10 protein-coding genes, 2 pseudogenes and 1 riboswitch are annotated in these 12,739 nt (G+C 59.7%); of the genes and pseudogenes, 2 read left to right on the forward strand and 10 right to left on the reverse strand.

All coding sequences use genetic code 11. From position 1 onward, the window contains the following. Positions 1 to 507: 507 nt before the first annotated feature. The 9 genes and pseudogenes from NKJ58_RS27620 to NKJ58_RS27660 form a co-directional block, all read right to left on the reverse strand. A complete protein-coding gene (locus NKJ58_RS27620; protein WP_352854319.1) occupies positions 508 to 1,269 on the reverse strand; it encodes a hydroxymethylpyrimidine/phosphomethylpyrimidine kinase in 762 nt (253 codons plus the stop codon). Next, a complete protein-coding gene (locus NKJ58_RS27625; protein WP_352854279.1) occupies positions 1,260 to 1,865 on the reverse strand; it encodes a thiamine phosphate synthase in 606 nt (201 codons plus the stop codon). The genes NKJ58_RS27620 and NKJ58_RS27625 overlap by 10 nt, the downstream gene beginning before the upstream one ends. After that, positions 1,862 to 2,635 carry a thiazole synthase gene (locus tag NKJ58_RS27630; RefSeq protein ID WP_023685607.1) on the reverse strand — a complete coding sequence of 258 codons (774 nt, stop codon included), beginning with the start codon at positions 2,633 to 2,635 and terminating at the stop codon, positions 1,862 to 1,864. The genes NKJ58_RS27625 and NKJ58_RS27630 overlap by 4 nt, the downstream gene beginning before the upstream one ends. Positions 2,636 to 2,638: 3 nt before the next feature. After that, positions 2,639 to 2,836, reverse strand: coding sequence for a sulfur carrier protein ThiS (gene thiS / locus NKJ58_RS27635; protein ID WP_023768632.1), 198 nt, complete (start codon positions 2,834 to 2,836; stop codon positions 2,639 to 2,641). Next, positions 2,805 to 3,806, reverse strand: a complete 1,002-nt coding sequence (thiO, locus tag NKJ58_RS27640) for a glycine oxidase ThiO (protein WP_352854281.1) — start codon at positions 3,804 to 3,806, stop codon at positions 2,805 to 2,807. The genes thiS and thiO overlap by 32 nt, the downstream gene beginning before the upstream one ends. Next, positions 3,803 to 5,638, reverse strand: coding sequence for a phosphomethylpyrimidine synthase ThiC (gene thiC, locus NKJ58_RS27645; RefSeq protein ID WP_352854283.1), 1,836 nt, complete (start codon positions 5,636 to 5,638; stop codon positions 3,803 to 3,805). The genes thiO and thiC overlap by 4 nt, the downstream gene beginning before the upstream one ends. Before the next feature lie 103 nt (positions 5,639 to 5,741). Next, a riboswitch (TPP riboswitch) is annotated at positions 5,742 to 5,858 on the reverse strand. 223 nt (positions 5,859 to 6,081) lie between these two features. After that, positions 6,082 to 7,386, reverse strand: coding sequence for an ATP-grasp domain-containing protein (locus NKJ58_RS27650; protein ID WP_352854285.1), 1,305 nt, complete (start codon positions 7,384 to 7,386; stop codon positions 6,082 to 6,084). 570 nt (positions 7,387 to 7,956) lie between these two features. After that, positions 7,957 to 9,168, reverse strand: coding sequence for a 5-aminolevulinate synthase (gene hemA / locus NKJ58_RS27655; protein WP_352854287.1), 1,212 nt, complete (start codon positions 9,166 to 9,168; stop codon positions 7,957 to 7,959). A 314-nt stretch (positions 9,169 to 9,482) separates the two neighbouring features. Continuing rightward, positions 9,483 to 9,631 (reverse strand): annotated as a pseudogene (locus NKJ58_RS27660) (IS630 family transposase); the annotation flags it as partial. A gap of 386 nt (positions 9,632 to 10,017) precedes the next feature. Here NKJ58_RS27660 and NKJ58_RS27665 point away from each other — a divergent pair. Then, entirely contained in the window at positions 10,018 to 10,695 is a 678-nt protein-coding gene (locus tag NKJ58_RS27665; protein ID WP_352854289.1) for a GntR family transcriptional regulator, read from the forward strand. Between the two features lie 11 nt (positions 10,696 to 10,706). Here NKJ58_RS27665 and NKJ58_RS27670 read toward each other — a convergent pair whose 3' ends face one another. After that, a complete protein-coding gene (locus NKJ58_RS27670; protein WP_352693054.1) occupies positions 10,707 to 11,459 on the reverse strand; it encodes an SDR family NAD(P)-dependent oxidoreductase in 753 nt (250 codons plus the stop codon). A gap of 367 nt (positions 11,460 to 11,826) precedes the next feature. Between NKJ58_RS27670 and NKJ58_RS27675 the strand changes: the two are divergent. Beyond that, positions 11,827 to 12,330: pseudogene (locus NKJ58_RS27675) on the forward strand (ISNCY family transposase); the annotation flags it as partial. Between the last annotated feature and the right edge of the window lie 409 nt (positions 12,331 to 12,739).

Below are 12,739 nucleotides of genomic sequence, written 5' to 3' on the forward strand. Positions count from 1 at the left end.
GCTCCCGCAAGTCCTTCTTTACCTCTCACATGTCATCTTCGGTCTGTTTGAGCGGATAGCCCTTCCCGATGACGGTGGCAAGAATGCCTCCCACTCGTGGAACATCCCTGCGGTGACACTCAGCCGGGTTTGGTCGCGCATGCCGCTCAGGAGCTGGTAGAACTCAATGCCGGCGTCGCGAGCAGCCTCGTAGAAATCCCCGGAATCGTCCGGTCGGGATCAAACCGGCCTTTGCTTTGCTCCAGCACTGCAGGGCCAGATCCGGCGGCCCCCGCCGCGCTGAAATGCCTCCCTCCTGCGGCCTCACACTCGCCAGGAGGTACGGGTGCATCCCCATGCCTGACCGGCAGTGCGCTTCGCCGCAGGAAGAGTCCCGTTACTTTCCCGGCCTGGCAGGGCAGCTTGTCTCGGCGCTGCTGAATTCCGATCTGCAAAGCGGCCTCATCCGTCACTCCCTGGGAAAAAAGGGCAGGAGGGCTACGGCTTCCATTTCAGCGTCAGCTACGGCTATTCGGCTGGGGTTTTCCGAAGCTTTTCTAACACAAAGAGCTTGCCCTGGCGCACGGCGTACTCGATTGATTGCGCCTTCGCCAGATGTGCCGCAATCGAGCTGGCCAGCATGCAGCCCGTCCCGCGCATCGATGCGGCAAGACGCGGCGTGTCAAAGCGGACTGATTCGTGATCGGGGCGCAACAGAATATCGGTTGATTGCGGTCCCGATGCATGGCCGCCCTTGATCAGCAGAGCCCGCGCGCCGGCTGCCAGCAATTCCTGGCCTTGCCACACTACGCCGTCCTCATCCACTGCCCGCTCCGAGCCAACAAGGAGTGCCAGCTCGAAGAGATTGGGGGTGACCAGACGGCAAAATGGCATCAGATCGCATTTCAGGGCGGCGATGGCGCCGGCCTCTAGGAGCGTCCGGCCTGACGTCGACGCCAGCACCGGGTCGAGCACTGCCGGCACCTGCGGATTTTCGCGCAGCACTTCGGCAACCGCAATGACGATCTCCACCGTGGCGAGCATCCCGATCTTGATGGCCGCCACCTTGTTGGCCTGCAACGCCGCACGCATCTGACCGGCCACCAGACCGGGTTGCATAGAGTGGATTTCCATGACCGCATCGTGCGTCTGCACGGTCAGCGCTGTGACAGCCAGGCAGGTGCGCACGCCAATGGAAGAGATCGTCTCGATATCGCGTGCTATTCCGCCTCCACCGCTGGAGTCAGATCCGCCGACCACGAGCACATGCGGTTCTCGCCTCAGCGCCATGGCTTTGTCTTTTCGATCCATTCTCGCGTGCGCGCTTCGGGATCGGCATTCAACGTGATGTCGGTGACCACCGCCGCGCTGTCCGCACCAGCCGCGAGAACACCGTCGAGCCGGTCGGGGTTGAGGCCGCCAATGGCGACCAATGGGATCGGCGCCACCCGATGCTTCCACTCGCTGATCCGCTTGAGCCCTTGCGGCGCCCATTTCATCTGCTTCAGGATGGTGGGATAGATGGGGCCGAGCGCGATATAGTCGGGCTCGGCAGCGATGGCCGTTTCCAGTTCTAGATGATCGTGCGTGGAAAGCCCGAGCTTCAATCCAGCGTACTTAATCGCCAGCAGGTCGGCCGCAGCCAAATCCGCTTGGCCGAGATGGACGAAGTCGCAGCCTTCCTCGATTGCCGTGCGCCAATAGTCGTTGACGATCAGTTGGCAGCCTTGGACCGCGCAGACGCCGTTCGCGCGGCGGATTTCCGTCCGCAGCGTGGCCTCGTCCCTGTCCTTGATGCGCAACTGAACCAGCTTGACGCCAAGCGGCACCAGCCGTTCGATCCAGGCGGCGCTGTCGACGATCAGGTAGAACGGATCGAGCTTCATGAAAAAACTGCCCTGCCAATTGTCGGCGTCGACGGCACGGCGACGTCGCGCGGTTCGAGCATTCCCGAGCTGAAAGCTTCACGACCGGCCTCGACCGCCTTGCCGAACGCACGCGCCATGCCGACCGGATCGGCCGCCTTGGCAACTGCGGTGTTCAGGAGTACGGCGTCAAAGCCGAGCTCCATGACGGTTGCCGCGTGCGACGGCCGTCCGAGCCCCGCATCCACGATCAGCGGAACATCAGGGAAATGTCCGCGCATCGAGCGCAGCGCCGTGATGTTGATCGGTCCGAGAGCGGAACCGATCGGCGCGCACCACGGCATCAAGACCTTGCAGCCCGCCGCAAGCAGCCGCTCGGCAACGACAAGGTCGTCGGTGGTATAGGGGAATACAGCAAAACCGTCCTCGCACAGGATGCGGGCGGCTTCGACCAGACCGAAAACATCCGGCTGCAGCGTGTCATGGTTGCCGATCACTTCAAGCTTGACCCAGTTCGTACCGAAGACTTCGCGCGCCATTTGTGCGGTCGTGACCGCTTCCTTGACTGAGTGGCAGCCAGCAGTGTTGGGCAGGATTCTGACACCAAGCGAGCGGATCAACGACCAGAATTCTTCGCCAGCCCTGCCGCCTGCCATTTCACGGCGCAACGAGACGGTCACCACCGCCGTGCCCGAAGCCCTGACTGCATAGGCAAGGATGGCCGGCGAAGGATATTGAGCCGTGCCAAGAAGCAGGCGCGACGGAAGCTCGGCTCCATAAAGCTCGATCATGGCCTAGCCGCCCTGCATGGGCGAGAGGATTTCAATCCGGTCGCCGTCGTTCAACTGGAATTCCGCCCGGTTGGATTTGTGCACGAGGTCGTTGTTGACGGCCGTCGCCAGCCAATCGCCCTCATAGTCAAGCGCGGCAAGCAGCGCCTCCAGCGTTGTGGCGGCAACCTCATGCGCTTCGCCGTTGACCATCAGTTTCATGAGCAAGCTCCTTGGTTCTGTCTTGAGTGAAAACCAGGTCGGCAGCCTGGCGCGCCATGGCGGGAGCCAGGAGAAAACCGTGACGATAGAGCCCGTTGATCGCGATGATTTCCTCCTTGGTTTCGACGCGCGGCAAATTGTCGGGAAAGGCTGGGCGGACGCCGACACCGGTTTCAACGATCTCGGCCTCGCCAAAGACCGGATGGAGGGCATAGGCGGTACCCAGAAGCTCCATCATGGAGCGCGCCGTAACCGGTCCGGCGGACTGGCTTTCAATCATCGTCGCACCAATCATGAAACGGTGGTCGGTGCGCGGCACGGCATAGAGTGGAAAGCGCGGATGCAGCAGCCTGACCGGGCGCGACAGCGAGAAGTCTGGGGTGCGCAGGATCAGCATTTCGCCGCGAACGCCGCGCAGCCGGCCATTTTGCGCCGCCATTCCCGTACAGTCGATCTGACGATCGAAACCAAAAACATGCTGGGCGTCGGCGCCGAAGCGGAACTCGACCCCCGTGGCCGCGAGCTTGTCATGAAGTGCTGCCATCGCCTGGCGCGGATCGAGATGGCCCTCATCGGGAAAGAGCAATCCGCGGCGGAAGCGGCCGGCTAAGTCGGGCTCCAGCAAGGCAATTTCATCTTCCTCGACGCGCCGATAGCCCGTCGTGCGGCTGGCGAACCGGTCGAGCTCGCCCGCATCGCGCGGCGCGGCCACGACGAGTGTTCCCCGTCGTGCTACCAAGCCGGACGTTGCGGCGTCCCACCAGTCGGCAGCGTCACGTCCGAGATCCAGCACCGCCTGCTCGGCGCTTTCACGCTCGCACCACGGCGCCAACATGCCACCGGCGAACCACGACGCATTGCCCCCAAGGGCAGGCCTTGTCTCGGCAACGGTAACCGCCGCGCCGCGTGCGGCGAACTCGAAGGCGGCGGTGAGGCCGGCAACGCCCGCCCCTTTGACCAAGACCTTCATGATGGCTCACGTGGCTGAGGTATGAGCGGTGCGCCGGTCTCGTCCGCCGGCAGGTAGAGATCGCCGCCCTCGCGGTATTTCGCCGCCATCGCCGCCATGCCCTCTTTCTGTGCCTCGGCGCGGATGTCGTGGGAGATACGCATCGAGCAGAATTTCGGTCCGCACATCGAGCAGAAATGCGCCAGCTTGTGCGCCTCCTTGGGCAAGGTCTGGTCGTGGAAGGACCGCGCGGTTTCGGGATCGAGCGACAGATTGAACTGGTCCTCCCAGCGGAACTCGAAGCGCGCGCGCGAAAGCGCATCATCCCTGACCTTCGCTGCCGGATGGCCCTTCGCCAGGTCGGCGGCGTGCGCGGCTATCTTGTAGGTGATCACGCCGATCTTGACGTCGTTGCGATCGGGAAGGCCGAGATGCTCCTTGGGCGTGACGTAGCAGAGCATGGCGGTGCCGAACCAGCCGATCATCGCGGCGCCGATGCCTGAGGTGATGTGGTCGTAGCCCGGCGCGATGTCGGTCGTCAGCGGTCCGAGCGTATAGAACGGCGCCTCGCCGCAGACGGCGAGTTGCTTGTCCATGTTCGCCTTGATCTTGTGCATCGGCACGTGGCCGGGCCCTTCGATCATCACCTGGCAATCCTTCGCCCAGGCGATCTTCGTCAGCTCGCCGAGCGTCTCCAGCTCGGCGAACTGCGCCGCGTCATTGGCATCGGCGATCGAGCCTGGACGAAGACCGTCGCCGAGCGAGAAGGAGACGTCGTAGGCTCTGGCGATGTCGCAGATTTCGGCGAAGTGCTCGTAGAGGAAGCTTTCCCGGTGATGGTGCAGGCACCATTTGGCCATGATCGAGCCGCCGCGCGAGACGATACCCGTGACCCGGTCAACGGTCAGCGGGATATAATGCAGCCGCACGCCGGCGTGGATGGTGAAATAGTCGACGCCTTGCTCGGCCTGTTCGATCAGCGTGTCGCGGTACACCTCCCAGGTCAGATCCTCGGCTATGCCGCCAACCTTCTCGAGCGCCTGGTAGAGGGGCACCGTGCCGATCGGCACCGGCGCGTTGCGCACGATCCAGTCGCGGATGTTGTGGATGTTGCGGCCGGTCGACAAGTCCATCACCGTATCGGCGCCCCAGCGGATCGCCCACACCATCTTTTCAACCTCTTCAGCCATCGACGATGTGACGGCGGAGTTACCGATATTGGCGTTGATCTTGACCAGGAAATTGCGGCCGATGATCATTGGCTCGCTCTCGGGATGGTTGATGTTGGCGGGAATGATCGCCCGTCCGCGCGCCACCTCGTCACGCACAAATTCGGGCGTGACGAAATCGGGCAGCGTCGCGCCGAAAGCCTCGCCGTCGCGCTCAAGCTTGCCGTGCAGGATCTCGCGACCAAGGTTCTCGCGAATGGCGACGAACTCCATTTCGGGTGTGATGATGCCGGCGCGCGCGTAGGCAAGCTGCGTCACCGCCTTGCCTGCTTTGGCCCTGAGCGGTCGGTGGCGGATGGGAAATTCTGGCGTCAGGCGTTCGCCCGTCGCGAATCCGTTGTCCTCCGGCCGGACATGGCGGCCGTCACAGCCCTCGACATCGCCGCGCGCCAAGATCCATTCGTGGCGAAGCCGGGCCAGGCCTTTTTCGATGCTGGTTTCGACAGCCGGATCGGTATAGGGGCCCGACGGATCGTAGACGGTAACGGGCGGTTCGCCGGCTGTCGGATGGACGGCGATTTCGCGCATCGGCACTTTGATCTGCAAGTGGATGGTGCCGGGCTTGTGGATCTTCCGCGAGGCGGGCAGCGGTCCCGTCGACACGGCGGGGGTAAGGGCATTCATCTTGAGGCTCCTTTGCTCATGCATTGGAGACCCAGTTCTGTGCCGGAAGGATGAAAAGACGCTTCTGTCGACCTGCCGAAACAGGACCTCGGGCGTAAACTCCCGCAAAGCGCTTGCACCGTCCCTACGCCAGTATGAACTGGATCAGGTTCAACGGGTCACTGCGCCGCGAAAGCCAGCAGTATCTCAGCCCCTTGCCGGGACTCCCCTGGTGAATGCCTCAGGTTGAACGGGCCGGGGTTATCTTGTCAAGCGCATGTTCGTCCTGCGGCGGCGGTGGGCGGCAATCAAATTGGGCCCAAATTGGGCCGACGGCCTCGCCACGGGTCGCGGAGAAGTTCCGCGGGAGATAGGGCAGGTGTGGCCAAAGCTGCATTTGCCTCGTCAAACTTGATGTGACATTGACGTAGACGGAACTGCTGCGTTTCAAGGATCTTAAGCCGTCAATGCCTGATCGGAACAGAACTGGTGGGCCGCCCGAACGCCCCACAAACATCGTGCTCTCGATCACCTCCTATTGTCGCCGGAAAAGGGGTGATCGACCAATCGATCAAGTCGACCGCTCGCTGAAGGGCGCCCTCGGTTTCAGCACGGCTGGGCGAAGTGGCAATGACATGTCCAATCCAGTCTCGGAAATCCCCCTTCCTGACGATCGGTGTCTTGGGTTCAACATTCAATTTGACCTCGGCCACACCTGATATAGCAGCTGCCTGAGTGTCGCCACCAATCCAGTCCAGGGTGCCATCTTGATCAGGAAGCAGGAATCGCGCGGCCGCAGTATGCGAATGCTTTTTGCGCAGATCCCATTCCTCGCCAATGACAAGCTTGATGTGCTCGGTGACGAGGTCGACACCGTAAGCTAACTGGACCAGTTGAGGGTCGGGCGCGCCACTAAGACGCGGATTGACTTCAATGACAACTGGACCGCGTTTCGTGCACCGGAGTTCAATGTTAGTTGGCCCCCAGCCAAGGCCGAGAGCCCGCAAACAGCTCAGCGAAACATCGGCGATGCGCTCACGCTCCTGATCGGTTAGCAGGGCCGGATACGTCACCTCACGTATGACGAAATGGGGGAGGGGACCAAAGTCATTGGCGCAAATCGCAACGACCTCATTCCCCATAACATTAATGCTATAGAACGGGCCCTGTGCGAATTCTTCGACGAGTATTTTCGGTGTAGACCGCCATATGTGCTTTCCGCCCAATAGATAGGTCGTATGTTCGGCTACGTCTTCGAGGCTGCGGCACAATCGGACACCCATGCTGCCGCTGCCTACTGCCGGCTTAAGAATCACGGGCAGGCCGATCTCTGCAGCCGAGCTTTCTACCTCCGCCGCATTCGTTGCCAACCGATAAGCCGGTATTGGAACGCCGGCCTGCGCGAGGAGTTGGCGTTGCTTGAATTTGTCGCAGCTTCGTTCAATCGATTCAGGGTTCGGTCCCGGTAGATCGAAATGCCGGCAAAGCTTGCCAACTGTCGCATAGATCGATTCATGGTCCCCGGCAAAGCCAGTAATGCCAGCAATGTCGTGGGTAGCACGCAGCCGCGAACTTTCGCGGACCAACGCTTCGAGATTGCCAGTGTCGACACGGATTGCCTCAACGTTTTCCGCCGAAAGATAGTCGTACCGAGGTGGATCAGCCGTCAGAGTAATTGGATGAAGACCAAGACACTGAGCCGCTTGGACGTATAGCTGACCAGTACCCCTATGGCCTTCGACCAATATGAGCGCTCTTCTTCTTACCATTGCTGTTAATCCCGATGTTGCGTGCTGGCGGCGGTCCGAGGGTACCGGCGTCACTTTTGTGGCCGTGCCGGACCTCAGACTCGCGGTGCCGTACCATTGTCAACGACTGACGGTTGTAAAAATCTTGTAAATTGATTTGAAGGATCTGTTGCAGCGTTTTTGATTAGGACGGCGTCGGAGGCTTGCTCCGTTCAAACCAGGTTAGCTGGGGTTGGTGTGTGATCCCGTGGGCCTGGGCGTGACCTACCCCTCGGGTAGGGCACGCCAAGCCACATCAAACTCGCAGCACAAGAACATGCGCTCTGGTCATACCGGCTCATGGTGAGCCCTGAATCTGAAACCGGCCCGATGTGTAAGCAGCAAGTCGTCAAACGGCCCCATTCAATCATGGAGTCACATCATTTAAGATCGCGAAAGCTGTCATTGCGGGTTACGGAACTGCTTTCCGATGACATTCGAAGATGCGATCGGGCGTCAGAACCGGATCGCTGACCGCCGCTTCCACCTCGGCGAGCCCGGCTGATATAATCAGGTCTGAGGCTGCGCGCCCTGTCGTCCCCAGCATTTACATTAGGCAGCCTTGCCAAGATTGTCCCGCAGCAGAACCTGCCTGAGCGCATCGACGAACGTCCGAATATCTGTCGTACTATGGGCAGGCGTAACCGTCACCCTGAACCGCTCGGTTCCCACCGGAACACTCGGCGCCAGAATTGGCTGAACGTATATTCCATGCTGATTCAGAAGCTGGCGGGACGCTTCCTTGCAACGGAATGGATCACCAATAAGCACAGGAATGATGTGGCTTCGGGTCGGCATGACGGGGATGCCCGCCTCTTTCAGCAATCCGATTAAAAGTTTCGTTTTCCGGTGCAGATCAATTCGTTCTGAATCTGAATCGCGAAGATGGCGCAGCGCTGCCAGCGCACCAGCCGCCAGCGCTGGCGCAAGCGCCGTGGTGAAAATGAAACCGATCGAGAAGCTTCGTATGCTGTCAACAATGGAGGCAGGTCCGGTCACATAACCCCCCATCGAGCCGAACGCCTTACCTAGCGTCCCTTCGATGATGGTTGGACGATCCATGATGCCAAGTTCCGCGGCAATGCCGGCGCCTTTCGGACCGTACATTCCCGATGCATGAACTTCATCCAGAAACGTCATTGCGCCAAATTCGTCCGCCATGTCACAGATATCTTTGATCGGTGAAATGTCACCGTCCATTGAATATACCGATTCAAAAACAATGATCTTGGGTCTTGCAGGATTTACACTGCGCAGAAGCTCCCGCAAATGCGCAACGTCGTTATGCCGGAAGACGCGCTTTTCGGCCCGGCTGTTGCGGCATCCACTAATAATTGAAGCGTGGTTGTGCTCGTCAGAAAAAATAATTGTGTCCGGCATCAAAGATGCCAATGTACTCAATGATGAATCGTTTGAGCTGAAGCCGGAAACAAAAATCAATCCTGCTTCCTTATTGTGGAAACCTGCAAGCTCCCGCTCGAGCAACACGTGATAATGGTTGGTGCCACCAATGTTGCGGGATCCTCCCGATCCTGCGCCGTTGGCATCGATGGCGCGCTTCATTGCCGATAGCACTTTGGGGTGCTGCCCCATACCGAGATAATCATTAGTGCACCAAATGGTTATCTCTTTTCGGCCGTCGGGCCTATTGAGCCAGGCCTTTGGGAAGTTGCCAGACTGACGCTCCAGATCGGCAAATTCACGATACCCGCCACGGCCTTTGAGTTGCTCGATTCTTCCGGCGAAATACTGCACATAATCCAAATCAATCTCCTGTTGGGAAGCCGTTTTTCGGCGCGCTCAGTGCTGCTTCACAGCGCACCTGCGCCGGCCCATCGCGTCGCATCCCTCGACAAGCACCAGCAAGATTGGATTTCGACTACGCGCTTGATCTTGCGGGGGTTTCGGCCGCTCCAGCTAATTCGGGTAACGCGCCCCAAAGTGCAAGTGAAGAGAATGTTAAATCTATTTGTTACTGAAATGTTTGAAATTGCATAGTGTCGCAAGGGATTTCATAATTCTGGCCAGTCGTCGTTCGATTCCTGTCGCGGCCTTGTCAGAGCTGCGCTCGGCGGGCTTTCGGGCCCGAGAGCCGCAATGCGCGAGGGCCGCGTCTTGTCGCGCAACAGCCCTTGAAGCCCTTCGGCGGCGAAACGCTCTGCCAACGCCATACGCAGCTTTTGGACTTGCTGGCCTGCCGGATCATCTCGACGGTGCCGACGTCATCGTCGGTCCAGCCGGTTCGGAGTCGCCTCAGAATCGGAATTTTCTGCCCATCAGACTGGAAATTGACATGTAAGCTTCCCGGCTCCTTCAGATGTCATCATCTCTCGCACACCATCTCATGCCACGCAGATGAGATCGCGCCTTCTTCTTTGGTCACATTCCATTATCAGGATCGGAAAAGAAGGGGTTCCTTGTTTTTTTATATGGCTGAAACAATAATTTCACAAATAATTATGAAAACGGACATGTTTGCTGCAGACAATTAACGTGCACGTACTTGTCTGCTGCTGAATAACAAAATATAGACAGCGATTATAACTTATAAACGTAGTGAAACGCGTCAATCGGACATTTCCGTACATCTGCAGCAGAGGCGAGGGGAGTCCCATGGGCCCTATGAAGATGCAGCCTGAGGAGATGGGCAGCCTGTCCGCGCGGATTTACAGCAAGGTGCGGGATGGCTTGATCATCGGCAATTTCGCGCCGGGCGATCGTCTCCTTATGCAGGATCTTGCCGAGCAGCTCGGAACCAGCATTACGCCGGTGCGCGAAGCCTGTCTGCGGCTCGTCAGCGAGCAGGCGCTCGAGTTGCGCTCCGGCAGGTTCGCCGCGGTGCCAGACCTCAGCCGCGCCCGCTACATTCAGATCAAGCTGATCCGCGTGGCACTTGAAGGGCTTGCGGCAGAACACGCTGCCGACCATTTTGCCCCCGCCGATCTCGAACAGCTTGAGACCTTCCGCGCCTCATTTGTAGAGAGCCATAAGGCCGGTAATATCAAGGAAGCGCGATCCTCCAATCGCGCTTTCCACTTCGGCGTCTACCGCCTGTCGCGTATGCCGATGCTGATCGGACAGATCGAAAGCATGTGGGCCTCGATGGGTCCAATCCTTAACGTTTACGATCGGGAAATTCCGCGCGGGTACACCGGCGCGGAAGAACATGACCATCTCATCGAGGCCTTGAGGGCTGGCGACAGGAAGAGGGCCCGCGAGGCGATCGAGAACGACATCCAGCGAGGCTCACATGGTCTTCTGCGCTATTTCGACGAGCGCGGCTCCGGCTGAGCTGAATTGCCCTAAGCACCATCGATTTGCGCGACGCGCGGTGTGCGCAGGCCGGCTGTTTCCCCGCCGTCTACAGTCACCACCGTGCCGTTGACATAGCTCGATTGACTCGAAAGTAACCAAGCGACGACATCAGCGATCTCTTCAGGGGCACCGAAGCGGTTGGCAGGGATCCGCAGTTCGAGCTGCTTCTTGCGCAGTGCATCGCTTATGATGTTGCCCATCATGCGTGTTTCGATCTGGCCGGGGCAGACGGCGTTGAAGCGGATCTCCTCGCCGAACTCCAGCGCGAGTGCCTGCGTCAGCCCGATGACCGCGGCCTTCGAGGCGCAGTAGGCAGCGAGCCCTTCTTCGCCCGTCTTTCCGGCGATGCTGGCCATGTTGACAACTGAACCCCTCCCATGCCGCAAGCCGTCCAGCGCATGACGGATGAAGAAAAAGACGCTGCGTGCATTAACCGCAAGGACCTCATCCCAATCGTCCTGGGTGGCGGTGGCGAAGGCAATGCGCTTCGACATGCCGGCATTGTTCACGAGCCCCGCGAGCCGGCCGTTGCCAAGTTCAAGCGCACGGTCGACGACACGGCGGCAATCGTCTTCACGGATGATGTCACCGGCAACGAACGTGACACCGTGATTGGCGCGTTCGAGCGCCGCGCCCGCTTCTGCATCTCGGCCGGTCGCCACCACTCTGGAACCGGCAGACGCAAGTTTCTCCACGCAGGCCCGCCCAATCCCGTGCGTGGCGCCTGTTACGATGATCATTCCAATTCACTCCATTACGCATTTGGCAACCGCACAGTTTGTGGGGCTCGCTTTTGGGCCAATCCCCGCCCCATCAAATCATGACGAACAACGTTGTCGTCTCCTAGGATCAGTGGATCAAGTTGTGACGCAGGTTAAAGCCGGTGGACTGGCCCAAGCGCCGGGCCGTCGGTCCAACGGCTAGATTGGCGACACTGCGCATGTGGCCATGTCTTTCCTCGCGTGATGGGGTGTTCCCTAGAAGCGGAGCGATATGCGGGTGTGACGACCGATAAGGCGGACCGGCTATTCCGATGGGGACATCCATACTGTCGCATGACCGACTCGTCATCCCCGCAAGGCCAGTAATGCCAGAAGTGCTGCACAACGCCAAGAACGCACACCGACCAATCAGTGTTTCGACTGTTCGCGGCACACGGGATCGGCCTCTCAGCTGACAAAACCATGTCGCAATGGCTGGACGTGCATCGCGATTTGCGAGCCTGGTGACGCGGGACCTTGCGCCGGCACGCTATCAAGGGAACCGGCCGCGACGGCTTGCCGGCGGAGGCTGTGCTGCCCTGCCCCTGCTCAAGCAGCACCACCCACTAAGCATCGGGAACCCGCGTTCCATTTAGAAGCCTCCACGTTGCGGGCCTTTGCCCGGCTGCCGGGAGAATGAAGTCTCAAGACAACACCCGCAATCCGGGCGCCGACCTCTAGGAAGAACTCAGGCTGGCAAGCGCCAGACGAGAGAAGTTGGAAAGCGGCACGGTCGTGCGCGGGGAACCGTCATTTCAACAATCATCCGACCGCAGCGTGTTATGGCACGCTGCCGTGCGGTTCAGCGCGGCTGTTGCAGCACGCGAATGCACTGGGCACATCTCCTCCCTAAAGACCCTATGACGATTTGGTCGATAGCGAAGTGCGGCTGCTGACCAATGGCTCTGTATTCGAAGGCCACGCTGATCGCTTTGACTTATTCGCCGGCGCTTGATGTCAGGCAACTCGATCGACAAGCCGCATACCGGTCGGTCGCGAGGAAGCCCACATCGCCGCGGCCAGTTGCATGGCTGCCGTCTCCGACCTCGTCTTTCGTCAAATGGATTGTGATCCCGGTCGAGGCAGCGAAACCGCGATTGAAGACACCTTCCCGGCTGAGCATCGGCTAATGAAAACCCTATTGACTTATAACTTATAAGTAGTACGGTAGCACTGTGAAAATGAACAACGGCGCGGATGGCCCAGAAGGCGAACTCGCCTAGACGGTACTACGATCCGCCAGCAAGCCTCTGCTCCCA

Source organism: Mesorhizobium sp. M0139 (assembly GCF_040322455.1).
Taxonomy (GTDB): Bacteria; Pseudomonadota; Alphaproteobacteria; order Rhizobiales; family Rhizobiaceae; genus Mesorhizobium.